Source organism: Paenibacillus pasadenensis, assembly GCF_002864175.1.
Classification (GTDB): Bacteria; Bacillota; Bacilli; order Paenibacillales; family Paenibacillaceae; genus Paenibacillus_O; species Paenibacillus_O pasadenensis.
In genome coordinates, this window is record NZ_NFEZ01000001.1 from 410463 (window position 1) to 425765 (window position 15303).

The 15303-nt window shown below is 70.3% G+C and carries 12 protein-coding genes; 9 read left to right on the forward strand and 3 right to left on the reverse strand.

Translation table 11 applies throughout. The annotated features are described in order from the left end of the window. Positions 1-19: 19 nt before the first annotated feature. The gene (locus tag B8V81_RS25080; protein WP_153784515.1) at positions 20-172 is read left to right on the forward strand and encodes a hypothetical protein; all 153 of its coding nucleotides are present in this window, start codon (positions 20-22) and stop codon (positions 170-172) included. 123 nt (positions 173-295) lie between these two features. On the opposite strand, the gene B8V81_RS01850 is transcribed toward B8V81_RS25080, so the two are convergent. The 3 genes from B8V81_RS01850 to B8V81_RS01860 form a co-directional block, all read right to left on the reverse strand. Then, positions 296-655, reverse strand: coding sequence for a hypothetical protein (locus B8V81_RS01850; RefSeq protein ID WP_052333216.1), 360 nt, complete (start codon positions 653-655; stop codon positions 296-298). Positions 656-847: 192 nt separating this feature from the next. Beyond that, positions 848-2416, reverse strand: a complete 1569-nt coding sequence (locus B8V81_RS01855; RefSeq protein WP_101807567.1) for a histidine kinase N-terminal 7TM domain-containing diguanylate cyclase — start codon at positions 2414-2416, stop codon at positions 848-850. Between the two features lie 309 nt (positions 2417-2725). Further along, the gene (locus tag B8V81_RS01860; protein ID WP_101807568.1) at positions 2726-3553 is read right to left on the reverse strand and encodes an alpha/beta fold hydrolase; all 828 of its coding nucleotides are present in this window, start codon (positions 3551-3553) and stop codon (positions 2726-2728) included. Between the two features lie 101 nt (positions 3554-3654). Between B8V81_RS01860 and B8V81_RS01865 the strand changes: the two genes are divergently transcribed. The 8 genes from B8V81_RS01865 to B8V81_RS01900 all read left to right on the forward strand — a co-directional run bounded on the left by B8V81_RS01865 (position 3655) and on the right by B8V81_RS01900 (position 15249). Then, on the forward strand, positions 3655-6435 hold the full coding sequence (locus tag B8V81_RS01865; RefSeq protein WP_146000438.1) for a helicase C-terminal domain-containing protein: 2781 nt from the start codon (positions 3655-3657) through the stop codon (positions 6433-6435). Between the two features lie 292 nt (positions 6436-6727). Then, positions 6728-8386, forward strand: coding sequence for a phytoene desaturase family protein (locus B8V81_RS01870; protein ID WP_101807570.1), 1659 nt, complete (start codon positions 6728-6730; stop codon positions 8384-8386). Then, on the forward strand, positions 8383-9837 hold the full coding sequence (locus tag B8V81_RS01875) for a phytoene desaturase family protein (RefSeq protein ID WP_028598861.1): 1455 nt from the start codon (positions 8383-8385) through the stop codon (positions 9835-9837). The genes B8V81_RS01870 and B8V81_RS01875 overlap by 4 nt, the downstream gene beginning before the upstream one ends. Then, positions 9834-10793 carry a phytoene/squalene synthase family protein gene (locus B8V81_RS01880; RefSeq protein ID WP_084137216.1) on the forward strand — a complete coding sequence of 320 codons (960 nt, stop codon included), beginning with the start codon at positions 9834-9836 and terminating at the stop codon, positions 10791-10793. Before B8V81_RS01875 ends, B8V81_RS01880 begins: the two co-directional genes overlap by 4 nt. Then, positions 10790-11674, forward strand: a complete 885-nt coding sequence (locus B8V81_RS01885; RefSeq protein ID WP_228551757.1) for a carotenoid biosynthesis protein — start codon at positions 10790-10792, stop codon at positions 11672-11674. The genes B8V81_RS01880 and B8V81_RS01885 overlap by 4 nt, the downstream gene beginning before the upstream one ends. Then, positions 11643-12422, forward strand: a complete 780-nt coding sequence (locus B8V81_RS01890; RefSeq protein ID WP_180968352.1) for a lysophospholipid acyltransferase family protein — start codon at positions 11643-11645, stop codon at positions 12420-12422. Before B8V81_RS01885 ends, B8V81_RS01890 begins: the two co-directional genes overlap by 32 nt. Further along, positions 12398-13660 carry a glycosyltransferase family 2 protein gene (locus B8V81_RS01895; RefSeq protein WP_180968353.1) on the forward strand — a complete coding sequence of 421 codons (1263 nt, stop codon included), beginning with the start codon at positions 12398-12400 and terminating at the stop codon, positions 13658-13660. Before B8V81_RS01890 ends, B8V81_RS01895 begins: the two co-directional genes overlap by 25 nt. After that, complete coding sequence (locus B8V81_RS01900) at positions 13657-15249, forward strand: phytoene desaturase family protein (RefSeq protein WP_101807572.1); 1593 nt, start codon at positions 13657-13659, stop codon at positions 15247-15249. The genes B8V81_RS01895 and B8V81_RS01900 overlap by 4 nt, the downstream gene beginning before the upstream one ends. Positions 15250-15303: the final 54 nt, after the last annotated feature.

Sequence of the window (15303 nt, forward strand, 5' to 3'; positions counted from 1 at the left end):
GCGAAGGGAGGGGAAGGTCATGTCGAAGCCGAACGAGGAGAAGGACAAAGCGATCCGCGAGCAGGAGGAGCCCGAAGGCGGGCGCGAGGTGCCGGCGGAAATCGTCGAGCAGCAGGACGACCCGGAGCCGGAGGGCGGCAAGGCCAGCGGCCAGCCGGGACTGGGCGGATAGGAGCAGGCAAAAGGAAAGAGGCCGGGCGCGGCGCCGATGATCGGCATCGCGCCCGGCCTCTTTGCCCTGCGTTGGGGGGAGCCGACGCATCCGGCGGGCCAGGGGAGGGGCGGATGCGGGGCTTCAGCCGCCGAGCCGCTGTCCTTTGTGGCGGGAGGAGGAGTCGCCGCGCAGCAGGGAGACGAGCCGGGCGCGCTCCTTTTTGAGCTGCCAGGCGGCGTTCCACAGGCTGCTGCGGATGGAGCCGCTCTCCTCCTCGCGCAGCTGCAGGTAGATGCCCTCCATTTGACGGGAGATCTCCTCGAGATCCAGCTGCAGCTGGAGGCGCCGCTCCTCCTGCTCCTCGAGCTCGCGCAGGGCGTCGCCGTGGCGCAGCTCCTGAAGGATCGACTCCCGCCAAGCCTCGTCGCCGATCGAGGAAGCATAATTGAGCAGATCCAGCCAATCGTTCGTCCATCTGGCTTGCCTGGCGTTGCGGTCCATCCCTACCACTCCCGTCCTGTTTTTAATTCCTTATATACCCACTATTATACTAGGATATAAAAAACCTGCAATGCCTTCCGCTTTGAATCTTATTCGGAAGCGAAGGCTCGCATGACGGATGAACGGCTTTCAGACGCGAGCGCGTCTTGCCGCGGCGAGCGGACCCGCCGCTGCGCCGCCCGCAGCGGGCGATTACACCGCGCCGGCGGATACGACGCGGTTGCGGCCCTGCTCCTTGGCCTGGTAGAGCGCCTGATCGGCGCGCCGGTACATCTCCAGATAGTCCGGAATCCGTCCGGCAGGCGAGGCCGCGGCGCCGAAGCTCGCGCGGATGCCGATCTCGCGGCCGTCGGGCAGCGCGAGCCGCGCCTCCTCGGCGGCGGCTCGCAGCTGCTCGGCGAAGCGGATCGCTCCCTCCTCTTCCCAGCCCGGCAGCAGCAGGACGAATTCCTCGCCTCCGTAGCGGGCGAACAGCATCTCCGGCTCGAGCCGCTCCCGGACGATCGAGGCGGCGCCTTGCAGGGCGATGTCCCCGGCCTCGTGGCCGTACGTGTCATTGATGGACTTGAAGTGGTCGAGGTCGAACAGCAGCAGCGAGCAGGGCCGCTTGGCGCGGACGCAGCCGGCCAGCGCCTCGGCCGACTGGGAGAGGAAGGCGCCGCGGTTGAGGATGCCGGTCAGCGAGTCGAGCGAGGCCAGGCGGTGCAGCTCCTCCTGCAGCCGCCGGCGCTCGGTCGTGTCGCGCAGCACGAGCAGATGGCCGCCGATGCGTCCGGCTCCGCGCTGCACGGGAGCGGAGTACACTTCGAAGTGCAGCGCGGAGGCGCCTTCGCCGCGCGAGAACGGAATCGCTTCTCCGGCCGTCGCCAGCGCCGCATGGAACGCCGCGGACGCCTCCGCAGGCAGCTCCAGATCGTGGAGGCTGCGGCCGACGGCGGCCTTTTCCAGCTCGGGCAGATGCAGTCGGGCCGAACGGTTCGTATCGAGCAGCCGCCAATCGGCATCCATGACGAGCACGCCCTCGCCCATGCTCTCCATGACGCTGTCCCGCGCGAGCGGCACGATCGTGATGAGGTCCGCGCGCAGGAAAGCCCAAGCGTACAAGGCGCTTGTCAGGCAGAGCACGATCGGCACGGGGTCGACGCCATGCGGGCTCAAGCCGAGCAGATAAGCGAGGGAAGAGGCGACCGGCACGGCGATGCCGACGGCGACGGCCGCCAGCTGCGGCTTGAAGCCGCGGGAGGGCTGGGCGAGCCGGATCAGCACGAGCACGAGGCTGAGCATGAGCGTGCCCGACGTGAAGCTGCCGTGCACGATGTACCATTGCCCCATGTCGAATTCGAGGCTGCGCACGCCCCCGACTTCCTCGAAGCGCATCGCCCGATAGAACAGGGAATGGTAGGAGCTCGTCGCGACGAGCAGAAAGCTGACGGCCGGGATGACGAACAGCAGCCGCTTGCCCCATCGCGGCAGCAGGTCGGGCTTGCCGATCAGCTCCAGCGCCATCAGCAGCGTGAGCGGAGCGGCGAACGGCATGCCCGCGTATTGGACGGCGGTCCAGAACAGGACGCCGGAGAGCGTATCGGCAGCCTTTTCGAAGGCGGCGCCGAACGTGTAGAGGACGAAGGAGCCGCAGAGCAGCAAGTAGATGAGCCGCAGCGACACCATGCCTCGGATGAACAAGGCGTAGATCGCGATCAGGAGGTTGAGCACGCCGCTCAGCCCGGACAGCACGATATAGACGGCGGTGAACGCAGGCATCGCATGACATCCTTGTCGTAATTTGGTCGTATCTTCAGGGTAGCATAGCGAATCGGGATTAGAAATGGAAAGTTGCGGCGGTCTGTGTCGAGCGGTTGAACGGGCGCAGAACGCGAAAAGGCGTCCCGATCGGGACGCCTTGAACAGGGATGGCGGCCGGGCTGGACCAGGGAGCGCCGGCCCCGGGAGTACCGGCAGTCTGGCGGTCAGCCCAGGCAGTTCGGCGGCCAGCCCCAGGAGGACCGGCACCGGCAGGCTGGCGGCCAGCCCCGCGAGCACCGGCAGTCCGGCGGTCCGGCCGCCGGCCGCCTACAGGCGCGGCACGGCCGCGTCCGGCTTCGCGAAGGCGAGCAGCGTCTCGTTGAACTTGGCCGGCTCGTCGAACAGCATCGCATGCCCGCTTTCCTCGAACCGGTGCAGCTCGGCATGGCGCACGAGCTCATGCGCGCGCTCGGCCAGCTCCGGCGGACAGATCTTGTCCTTCATGCCCTGCAGCAGCGCGGTCGGCACGGTGATCGCCGGCAGATCCTGGCGCAGGTCCTCGTCGCGCAGCGATTCCATCGCCCGCACCGTGCCGTGCGCGGACGACTCGAGGCAGATCGAGCCCATCCACTGGGCGAACGGCGGCGAGGGCGTCTTGGCCGCGAACAGCTTGCCGAACGCCTCGACCATCGCCGGACGGTCCTTGTGCGCATCGTCGAGCATCTTGTCGACCTGCTGCGCGGGCGTGCCGTCCGCGAAGCCGCTCGTCTGCGTGAAGCGCGGCACGGCGGCGCCGGCGAGCATCAGGCGGGCGGCGCCATGCTCATGATGGCGGTGCATGTAGCGCGCGGCGATCGCGCCGCCCATCGAGAAGCCGACGAGCGTGAACCGCTCGAGGCCGAGCGCGTCGACGACCGCCCGCACGTCGTCGGCCATGCGGTCGTAGCCGTAGCCCTCCCACGGCGCGTCGGACTTGCCGAAGCCGCGGAAGTCGATGCCGACGAACCGCAGCCCGTGGCGCGGCAGCAGCATCGCCTGGTACTCGAACATGCGCGAGCTGGCCGGCCAGCCGTGCAGGAAGACGACCGGGTCCCCCTGTCCGACGTCCTCGACGTTCAGCTTGACGCCCGGCTCGACTTCAATCCTTTTTCCCATTTCTCTCATCCTCCTCGGTCTGGTCCGCTTCGATCCGCGGCCTTGTCCTCCCCTCTTACCCCTGTCCCCCTTCGTCGACGCGCCGGGAGCGGCATGCTACAATGAAAGGCAAACGAATGTTCGGAGGCGGCGGGATGGAAGAGCGGGAAAAGGAAGGAGGGGCGGAGCTGGCCGAGGGCCGGCTGCGCATCGCCGTGCGGGCGCTGGCGGAGTACGCCTGCCGCAGCGGCAGCATCGAGTACGGCTTCCGCAGCTCGGCCGCGCTCGCCGAAGGGACCCGCATCCACAAGGAGGTCCAGGCGGCGTACGGCGAGCAGGACGAGCGGGAGCTGTTCCTGCGGGAGGAGCTGGAGCATGCGGGCGTGTCCTGGACGGTCGAGGGGCGCTGCGACGGCCTGCTGCGGGAGGGCGGCACGGAGACGATCGACGAGATCAAGTCCGTCTCGCGGCCGCTGGCGGACATTCCGGGGGACGGCTGGCCGGTCCACTGGGCGCAGGCGACGGGCTATGCCGCGATCTATGCGGAGCGGGAGGACCGGGCGGAGATGCGCGTGCAGCTCACCTATGTGCAAAAGGACACCGGAGCCGCGGTCCGCTTCGCGCGCGTCTGCTCGCGCGCCGAGCTGCGGGCCTCGCTGCTCGGGCTGCTGGAGGCGTACGCGCCGTACGCCCGCATGCTGGCGGAGCACCGCCGGCGGCGGGACGCCAGCCTCGCGGCGCTGGACTTTCCGTTCGGCGCCTTCCGGCCGGGGCAGCGCAAGCTGTCCGCCGCCGTCTACCGCACGCTCGAGACGCGCGGCGGGCTGTTCGCCAAGGCGCCGACGGGCATCGGCAAGACGATGAGCGTGCTCTGGCCGGCGGTGCGGGCGCTCGGCGAGCCCGCGGACGGCGCGGGCGGGGGCAAAGGCGGCGGCGCGGGCGTCTCGCGCCTGTTCTACCTGACGGCGCGCACGACGACCCGCGCGGCCGCCGAGGACGCGCTGCGGCGCATGGAGGCGCAAGGGCTCGTGCTGCATGCGGTGACGCTCACCGCCAAGGAGAAGATCTGCCCGCAGGAGGAAGTGCGCTGCGACGGGGCGGAATGCCCTTTTGCGGACGGCTACTTCGACCGGATCAACGGCGCGGTGCTCGACCTGCTCGGCAGCGAGACGCTCGTCACGCGCGAGACGGTGGAGCGGTACGCGCTCAAGCATCGCGTCTGCCCGTTCGAGTTCTCGCTCGACGCCGCCTACGCGGCGGACGCGGTCATCGGCGACTACAACTACGTGTTCGATCCCAAAGTGTCGCTCAAGCGGCTGCTGGCGGAGCAGGCGCGCCGCAGCGCGCTGCTCGTCGACGAGGCGCATAACCTGCCGGACCGCGCCCGCTCGATGTACTCCGCCGCGCTGGAGAAGGATCCGTTCCTCGCGCTGCAGCGCGAGCTGAAGGCATCCGCGCCCGCGCTCGCCGCCGCCGCGAAGGCCGTGAACGCCGCGTTCATCGCGCTGCGCAAGGAGATGGACGCCGGAGGCGGGGGCGCGGCAGGGCTGCGGCCGGCCGGCGGCGGCGCGTTCGCCGCGGACGAGGCGCCGGCGGAGCTGCTGGCCGCGGCGCGCGGCTTCCTCGAGGCGGCGGCCGAGACGCTGGCCGCCGGAGGAGCGCCGGCCGCCGGCGTGCCGAGCGGCGAAGCGCCGGCGGGCGCGGCGGACCCGGCGGCGGGCGATGCCGGCCCGGCCGGGCGCTCCGGCGAGGCGACGCTCCGGCAGGAGGCGCGCGCGCCGGCGGACGGGCAGCAGCGGCTGCTCGACGCCTACTATGCGGCCAAGGCGTTCGTCGCGGCCGGCGAATGGTTCGACGAGCGGTTCGCGCTCGTCCTGGAGCGCCAGCGCGGCTCGTCGGTCAAGGCGACGCTCCAATGCCTCGACCCGTCCGCGCTGCTGCGCCAGACCGGCCGCCAATACGGCGGGCGGGTGTTCTTTTCGGCGACGCTGTCGCCGCTGCCTTTTTATATGGATCAGCTGGGCGCCGAGGAGGAGGACCGCTCGCTGACGCTGCCGTCGCCGTTCGATCCGGCGCAGCTGGAGGTGCGGGTGCTGCCGCTGTCGACGAGGTACGCCGACCGCGCGCATACGCTGCAGCCGCTCGCCCGCGCCCTCGCGGACGCCGCGCTGGAGAAGGGCGGGCATTGGCTGGCCTTCTTCCCGTCCTATGCGTACATGAATGCGGCCTACGGGCAGCTGCTCGCGGAGCTCGGCAGAGAGCAGGGGCAGGCGGACGCGCGGCCGGAGTCCGGTCCGCCGGACGAGCCTGGCCGTCGGGACTGGAGCGGCGGAGCCCCGTCGGCTGCGCCGGACGGGCCAGGCCGCCGTGAACGGGACGGCGCAGCCCTGCCGGCCGCGGCGGCCGGCGCAGGCGGCGCCGACGAGCCGGATGCTCCCGGCGGGGAGCGGGCGTTTCCGCTGCCGGACGGCCGGGAGCTGCGGCTGCAGCTCCAGCGGCCGTCGATGACGGACGAGGACCGGGACCGGTTCCTGGCCGCCTATGCCGAGCCTCCGGGCGAGGACGGGCCGATCCGGCTCGGCTTCGCCGTCATGGGCGGCATCTTCTCCGAGGGCGTCGATCTGGCGGGCGACCGGCTGACCGGCGTCGCCGTCATCGGCGTCGGCCTGCCCCAGCTCGGGCCGGAGCGCGACCTGCTGGCCGCCTACGAGCAGCGCCAGGGCCGCAGCGGCTTCGACTACGCCTACGTCTATCCCGGCATCGGCAAGGTGCTGCAGGCCGGCGGGCGCCTCATCCGCAGCGAGTCGGACCGCGGCACGCTGCTGCTCGTCGACGACCGCTACGCCCAGCCCCGCTATCGGCGGCTGCTGCCGGAAGAGTGGCTGGCGGCGGAGCCGCGTTGACTGTCCCTCCATAGCCTCGGTCCGCTTCGGCGGACGGGGGCTTTTGCTTTTGGGCCCGATTGCCGAATGCCGCCATGCTCGCCAGCCTCCTCCGCCTATCCAGAGCGACGATGTGCGAGGACGGGTCCCCGTTCTGTCCGTACGGCTCGGCCGCATAGAAATAAAGGACAAGACCATGACGAAGAATGATTGAAAAATTATACCGATGGGTTAATATTAGTAGACGGGCTCTGTCCCTTTCCAGGCCTTGAGCCGGGCTCGGCCAACGAAACGAAGGAAGCAGGTGGGGGAAGTGGGGAAACGAATCAAGGCGGCTGTCGTCGGCGCCGGTCCGGGAGGCTTGGCCGCCGCGATGCTGCTGGCGGCTCGCGGCCACGAAGTGACGCTGCTGGAGAAGCAGGCCTACGTCGGCGGGCGGACCTCGGCGCTTCGCATCGGCGCTTACACATTCGACCGAGGACCGACGTTCCTGATGATGCTGCCGGTGCTGGAGGAGCTGTTCGAGCGGGCCGGCCGCGACGTGAGGGACTACCTGGAGCTGAAGCGGGTCGATCCGCTCTATACGCTGAAGTTCGGCGAGATCGAATTCTCTCCCGGAGGCAGCCACGAGGAGACGGCCCGCCGGGTGGAGGAGCTTTTCCCGGGCAACGGCGAGCGCTATCTCCGCTTCATGAGCCGGGAGCGGGACAAGCTGAGCCGCGTGCTGCCGCTGCTGAAGCGGCCGTTCGGCTCGGCCCGCAGCTATTTCGCGTCCGACGTGCTGCGGGCTCTGCCCAAGCTGGATGCCGCGGACACCGTACATAAGCGGCTCTCGCGCTATTTCACCGACGAGCGGCTGCGCTGGGCATTTTCGTTCCAGTCCAAATACCTCGGCATGTCGCCGTGGGAATGCCCCGGCACGTTCACGATGCTGAGCTTCCTCGAGCATGAATACGGCCTCTACCATCCGATCGGCGGACTGAACCGCATCAGCGAGGCGATGGCGGACGTCGCCCGCGAGCACGGCGCCGCCATCCGCGTCGGCGAGGGCGCGCGCCGCGTGCTGACGGACGGCAGGCGCGCCGTCGGCGTCGAGCTGGAGAGCGGGGAGCGGCTGGACGTCGACGCGGTCGTCATCGGCGCGGACTTCGGCCATGCGATGACGACTTTATTCGAGCCCGGCACGCTGAAGTCCTACACGCCCGCCAGGCTGGAGAAAAAAAAGCTGTCCTTATCCACCTTCATGCTCTACCTCGGCATCGGGGCGGAGCTGCCGGCGCTGCCTCATCACAAGATCGTCTTTGCGTCCGACTACCGGCGCAACGTCGACGACATGACGAAACGGATGACGCTGTCGGACGATCCCTCCCTCTACATCCATCATCCGTCGCGGCTCGACCCGACGCTGGCTCCTCCGGGAAAGTCGGCGCTCTACCTGCTGATGCCCGTCCCCAACAACCGCTCCGGGCTCGACTGGCGCGAGGAGGCGCCGCGGGTGCGCGCCGCGATGCTGGAGCGGCTGGCGGCGGAATGCGGCCTCCCCGGCGCGGCCGCCGTCGAGGCGCTCATCGAGGAGGAGCGGATGTATACGCCGGAGGACTGGGAAAAGCAGTCGTACGTCTATCGAGGCGCGACGTTCAACCTCGCGCACAGCCTGGACCAGATGATGCATCTGCGGCCCCGCAACCGCTTCGAGGAGCTGGAGGGCTGCTATCTCGTCGGCGGAGGGACGCATCCCGGCAGCGGGCTGCCGACGATCATCCAGTCGGCGATCATCAGCGCGCAGCTGCTGGAGGAGGAGCAGCGGGAGCGGTCCGGGCGAAGCGGCGGAGCCGGACGCGGCCGCTGGAGCGGCTGGAGGCCAGGACGACGCGGCGGAGCGGCTGGAGCCGCCGGTCCCCCGGCAGCGGGCGGCTCGGAGACTCGCGGAGCGCGCGGTGCTGCTGCCGCTCCGCCGGAGGTCCGCTCATGAAGGCCGCGATCATCGGCGCCGGCGTAGGCGGCCTCGTGACGGCGCTGCTGCTGCGGCGGCAAGGGCTGGAGGTGGACGTTTACGAGAAGGAGGCCCGCGTCGGAGGGCGGCTCGGCTACGAGGAGGACGGCACCGGCCGGTTCCGCATCGACCAGGGGCCGACGATCGTGCTGCTGCCGGACCTGCTCCGCGACATTCTGGCGGAGGCCGGCGTGCCTCCGGAGGACATCGAGCTGGAGCGCATCGACCCGCTGTACGACTTCTACTACCCGGACGGCTCGCGCTGGACGAAGTGGCAGGACGCCGGGCAGCAGGAGCGCGTGCTGGAGGCGGCCTATCCCGGAGGGGCGGAGGATTTCCGGCGGTACATGCGGGACATGGAGGGGCTGTTCGACTACGGCTTCGAGGCGTTCCTCTCGCGTACGTTCCCCGGAGCGCGCTCGTTCCTGACGCCGGCCAACCTGCGCTTCCTCTATCGCTCGCGCGCCTGGCGCGGGATGCATCCTTGGACGTCGGCCTATTTCCGCGACGAGCGCATCCGCGAGGCCTACTCGCTGCAGTCGCTCTACATCGGCGGCTCGCCGCTGCAGGCGCCGGCGCTGTACGGGCTCATCCCCTACAGCGAGCACAAGCACGGCATCTGGTATGTCCGGGGCGGATACGGCCGGCTGGCCGAGGCGCTGGAGCGGGCCTGCCGCCGCTCCGGCGTGCAGATCCGCCTGTCGACGCCGGTGGAGCGCGTGCGGGTGCGGGACGGGCGCTGCGAGGGACTGTCCGCCGGCGGCGAGGAGCAGGCGTACGACGCCGTCGTCTACAACGGCGACTACCCCGCCCTGGCGGGACTGCTGGACGGCTGGCGCAGCCGGCCGAAGCGCTGGATTCCTTCCTCCGGCTGCCTGCTCGTCTATCTCGGGCTCGAACGGCGCTGGGAGGAGGCGGGAGTCCATCAGTTCTTCCTGTCGGACCGGCATCTCGACCATATGAAGGATGTGTTCGGCCGCGGACGCATCAGCCGGACGCCTTCCTTCTACGCGTTCAACCCGGTCGCGGCGGATGACGGAGCGGCTCGTCCGGGAGAAAGCGTGCTCTATTTCCTCATCCCGGTGCCCGCGGACGAGCGGCTGGACTGGGACGGGGCGGGAGCGGAGCTGGTCGACCGCGTGCTGGAGCGCGCCGAGGCGCTGCGCTTTCCCGGGCTCCGGGAGGCGATCCGCTGGCGGAGCGTACGCACGCCGCGGGACGCCGCCCGGTCCGGCCTGTACCGCGGCGGCAGCTTCGGCATCGCGCCGGTGCTGAGCCAGTCCGGCGGCTTCCGGCCGCAGGTGAAGCCGCTCCCGGTCGAGCGGCTGTACGCGGTCGGAGCGTCGGTCCATCCGGGAGGAGGCATTCCGATCGTCATGCAGGGAGCCCGCCTGCTCGGGCGAATCATCGCAAAGGAGTTGGGGACATGAACAACGGCACGACAGGACTGGATGCCGCGCTCGCCGCGGAGTGCGAGGCGGTCATGAAGCGAAGCTCGGCCAGCTTTTACGAGGCGTTCCGGCTGCTGTCCTCCCCTCGTCGGGAGGCGGTATTCGTGCTTTACGCCTTTTGCCGGATGATCGACGACAGCGTGGACGAGCCCGATACGAGCCCGTACACGCTGGATGAGCTGGAGGAGCGCTTCGAGCGGCTGGAAAGCGCGGAGGGGCACTTCATCTGGCCGGCGCTGCGCTGGCTGCTGGCGAGCTTCCCGATCGGCAAGGAGCCGTTCCGCACGCAGATGGGCGGACAGAGGATGGATCAGGTCCGCACGCATTACCGCAGCATGGAGGAGCTGGAGGATTACTGCTACCGCGTCGCGGGCTCGGTCGGCGAGATGCTGCTGCCGGTGCTGCATGAGCGGCCGGGAGCGGCGATCACCGAGGCGGGCGTGTGGCTGGGCAAAGGCATGCAGATCGTCAACATCATGCGCGATGTCGGCGAGGACCAGCGGCTCGGCCGGCGCTACGTGCCGCTCGAGCTGATGGAGCGCTGCGGCTACAGCGAGGAGCAGTTCGAGCGGGGCGTCGTCAACGAGGCGTTCCTCCGCGTGCTGGAGGAGCTCGCCTCCGTCGCCGCGGAATGGTTCCGCCGAGGACTGGAAGGCATCCACACGTATCCGGCGGACAGCGCCTTCTCGATCCGCCTGGCGGCAGCCTATTACGGCGAGATCGTGGAGGCGGTGCGGGCGATCGGCGGAGAGGTGTTCACGCGGCGGGCCTATGTCGATGACGAGGGGCGGAAGCGGCTGCTGCGCGCGGTGCTGCAGGGCATGGCGGCGGCCGAGACGGCGCGCGGCGGCGAGCGGAGCCCCGAGATCGAGGCCGGTCGAGGCGTCGGCGGCCTGGACGGGGACGAGGCCGAGCCGTCCCGGGTGGCGCTGTGAGCCGCAGCGGCGAGGCGGGGCAGGATCAGGCCGAAGCGGCTTCCTCGCCGCCGGGCGCAGCATCCCCGCTGCGGCTCGCCGAGCTCCCGCCGCCGGTCGCCCCGGCCGCTGCGCGGCGGCCCGGTCCGCCGCTGCTCGCCCGCATCGGCCTCGGCGGCTTGCCGCTGACCGCGTTTTTCCTCGTCTGGTATGCGGTCGGCTTCGTGCTGCAGGTGTTCGCGGAGGTGCCGCCCGCGCTGTCGTTCGCGAGCGGCGTCTTCCTCGTCCTGTACGCGCTCAGCGGGCTCGAGCTGCTCGCGGTCCGTACCGGCTGGCGGCGCCTGGCGGTCCCGGCGCTGCTCATCGCCGCCGGCACGTTCGCCGTCGAGTGGGTCGGCACGCATACGGGCTTCCCGTTCGGCGAGTATGTCTACACCGACGAGCTCGGCCGCATGCTCTCCGGCGTGCCGTGGACGATGGGGCTGGCCTGGATCGGCGTCATCGCGGGAGGCGCGCTGCTGTCCGGGCGGACGAGCCGGACGCGGCGGGCGCTGGAGACGGGCCTGTGGGTCGTGCTGCTCGACCTCGTGCTCGATCCGGTCGCCGAGGCGCGCGGCTTCTGGGACTGGGCCGGCGGAGGCTTCTACTACGGCATCCCGACCGCCAACTTCGTCAGCTGGTTCATCGTCGGCGCGCTGCTCAGCCTGCTGCTGCCGGCCGTCTCCTGCGGCGCGCGCGAGCGGCGGCTGGCGCTGCGGCTGTACCAGCTCATGCTGCTGCTGTTCGGCCTGCTGGCGCTGCGCGCCGGACTGACCGCCGCGTTTGTCCTCTCCCTCTTTTGGATCGCGCTCGCCGAAGGGAGGGTCCGCCTTGATTCCCGCCGCCAAGAGCGTTCCGTTTAGACGGCTGTTCGCGCTCTACCAGAGCCTCTATCTGTTCCCCCGGCATCTGCACGGCGTCTATCTGTGGGGCGAGCTGGAGCCGGAGGCGAGCGCAGGCGCGGACGCGGCTGGCGTCGGCAAGCTGCCGGTCGTGTATGCCGCCAACCATGTGTCCTGGTGGGACGGGCTTGTCCTGTTCCAGCTGACGGAGCGGCTGACGCAGTCGGATCCGTACATCCTGATGGATGAAAAAGGCTTGAGAGAATACCCGTTCTTCCGCCGCCTCGGGGCGTTCTCGGTGAACCGGGACCAGCCCCGCGACACGCTCGCCTCGCTCGCCTACGCGGAGACCAAGCTGCGCGCCGGGCATCCGCTGTGGATCTTCCCGCAGGGCGCGATCACGCCGCCGGATCGGCCGATCGAGGCGCTCGGCGGCATCGGGCATCTGCTGCGGCGGCTCGGCCCGGCCGAGCTGCGTCCGGTGGCGCTGCATTATGCGCTCGGCGACCACCAGAAGCCGGCGGCGACCGTCATGGCCGGCGAGCCGATCCGGCGCGATTGGTCCGCGCTGAGCCGGGACGAGGCGGCGGCGCTCGTCGCCGGGCTGCTGCAGCGCCAGCTGGAAGTCCATCGCCGGGAGCTGACGGATCGGCCGCTTCCGGACGGAGGGCGCTTCCGGCTCGCGCTGCGGGGAGGGCGCTCCACCTCGGACCGCTATCGCGGGTGGAAGGAGGGATGGCGCGGATGGAAGCCATTTTCGCGCTCGTAGCCGCAGCGCTTTTGCTGCAGCTCGTTTTCATTGTATGGAACACTCGGTATTACCGACCGCTTGGCGACAGGGGGAAGCGGGCATTTCCCGCACCCGGAACGGCAGAGAGGAAGGCGGAGGCAGAGAAGGATTCTCTTCCAAACGCGCTCCATCTCTCTGAATCGCGGGATTTTAATCGAAGTAATCCTGAGAATGACATTGTATTACCAAGTGATATTTCCGTTCTCATCCCTGCCCGCAACGAGGAGCGGAACCTGCCGCGCTGCCTGGAAAGCCTGCTCGCGCAGCGCGGCCGGCCGCGGGAAATTCTCGTCCTCGACGACCGTTCGGACGATGACACGGCGGACATCGCCCGGCGATTCGCCCGGCTGCCGGACTCGCGTATCCGGCTGCTGGACGGCCGCGAGCTGCCGGAAGGCTGGCTCGGCAAGTCTCATGCCTGCGCCCAGCTGGCGGCGGAGGCGTCGGGCAGATGGCTGCTGTTCCTCGATGCCGATGTCGCGCTCGAGCCGGAGGCGCTGGAGGCGGCGGCCCGCGAGGCTTCCGCGCAGCGGAGCGGACTCGTCAGCGGCTTCCCCCGGCAGGAGACCGGCACCTGGATGGAAAAGCTCGTCGTGCCGATGATGCTGTTCACGATCCTCTGCCATCTGCCGCTGCGGCTCGTGAGCCGCTCGCGCGATCCGCGCTTCGCGGCGGCGAATGGCGCGTTCATCCTGATCGCCGCCGACAGCTACCGGCGGATCGGCGGACATGCCGCGGTCCGCTCGTCGCTGCTCGACGACATGGAGCTGATCCGTCTCGCCAAGCGCGGCGGGGAGCCGGCGCGGCTCGCCCGCATCGACGCGCTCGCCTCCAGCCGCATGTACCGCGGCGCCGCCGAGGTGTGGACCGGCTACCGCAAAAACCTGTTCCCCGGCCTCGGCCGCAGCCTGCCGCTGCTGCTGGCGGTGAGCGCGGCTTATGCGGCGCTCTACCTGCTGCCTGCGGCGGGGCTGCTGGCGGGGCTCGCGGCGTGGGCGGCCTCAGGCCAGCCCCCGGCGTGGCTGCCGGCGGCCGCCGCGGCATGGGCGCTCGGCGCGCTCGTCAAGCTCGCGGTCGACGTCCGCGGAGCGGTGTCGGCCGCCTACTGCCTGCTGCTGCCGGCGAGCATCGCGCTCGTGCTGCTGATCGGGGCGGACTCGGCCCGCTGCCATTACCGCAAGCGGGGCTACGAATGGAAAGGAAGGCGATACGCATGAACGACGGGTCCAGACTCGGCCGCGGCCCTGAGCCGCCGCCCGCGCGCCCCGCAGCCTCGAGCTCCGGCCGGACCGGACGCCGCATCGCCGTCGTCGGAGGCGGGCTCGGCGGCCTGTCCTGCGCGATCCATCTGGCGGCCCGGGGCTGCCGGGTGACGCTGCTGGAGAAGGAGCCGGAGCTCGGCGGCAAGCTGCAGCGCGTCGAGGAGGGCGGCTACCGCTTCGACAACGGGCCGAGCACGCTGACGATGCAGCCCGTATTCGACGCCGTATTCGACGCCGCGGGGCGGAAGCGCGAGGACTACGTGCGCTTCCGGCCGCTCGATCCGATCGCGCGCAGCCGCTTCGCGGACGGGTCGGTCGTCGACCTGACCGCCGACGCGGAGCGGATGGAGGCGCAGATCGCCGCCTACAGCCCCGAGGATGCGCGGAGCTACCGCGCCTACATGCGGGAGAGCGCGCGGCTGCATGCGCTCGCCGAGCGGGAGTTTCTGAGCGGGCTCATCCTCGACTGGAAGGACCGGCTGCGTCCGTCGCTGCTCGCCGGCTTCGCCCGCATCCGTCCGCTCGCCTCGATGGACCGCGTGCTGCGGAGCTATTTCCGCCACCCGAACACGCTCGCGATGTTCGGCCGCTATGCGACCTACGTCGGCTCGGCTCCGCGGCAGACGCCGGCCGTCTTCAACATGATGGCGCATATCGAGGCAGGAGACGGCGGCGGCAGCGGCGTATTCGCCGCGGACGGCGGCAGCTACGCGATTGTGGAGGCGTACGCGCGGCTCGCCCGCGAGCTCGGCGTGGACATCCGCACGCGGGCCGAGGTCCGGCGCATCGCCGTCCTGCACGGCCGAGCGGCCGGCGTCGAGACGGACGGCGGCTTCGTCCGGGCCGACGCCGTCGTCCTGAACGCCGATCCGCTCGAGGCGCTGCGCCGGCTCGTGCCGGAGCTCCATCGCCCGTCGACGCCCGATCGGAGGCTCGACCGGCTGGAGCCTTCGGTAGCGGGCTTCGTGCTGCTGCTCGGACTGCGCGGAGAGCTGGGCGGCCTGCTGCATCACAATGTCTTTTTCCCGGACGACTACGAGGCGGAGTTCGACGACCTGTTCGGACGGCGGGAGCTGCCGGCCGATCCGGCCATTTATGTGTGCCGGTCGGGCGGCGGGGCGGCGGCGGGAACGGTCGGCGGCAGCGGGCGGACGAGCTTGTTCGCCCTCGTCAACGCGCCGGCCCAGCGGGACGGGCTGGACTACGAGGCGCTCAAGGACGCCTATGCCGAGCGCATCCTCAGCCTGCTCGAGGCCCGCGGCCTGAGCGGCATCGCGGAGCGGACGGACCCGCAGGCGGGCGGCCTGCGCCGCGTGCTGACGCCGGACGATCTGGCCCGGCGGACGGGCGCCTGGCGCGGAGCGATCTACGGCATGTCGTCGAACCGGCCGAGCCAGGCGTTCTTCCGTTTTCCGAGCCGGGACCGCGACATCCGCGGCCTCTGGTATGCGGGCGGCTCCGCCCATCCCGGCGGCGGCACGCCGATCGTCACGATCGGCGGGCGGCTCGTCGCGGAGCGGCTGCTGGAGGAGCTGGGCGATTAGCGCGAATTCCAATATGCGGGTGAAACTTTTTTCCAGATTGAGCCGTATCCATCT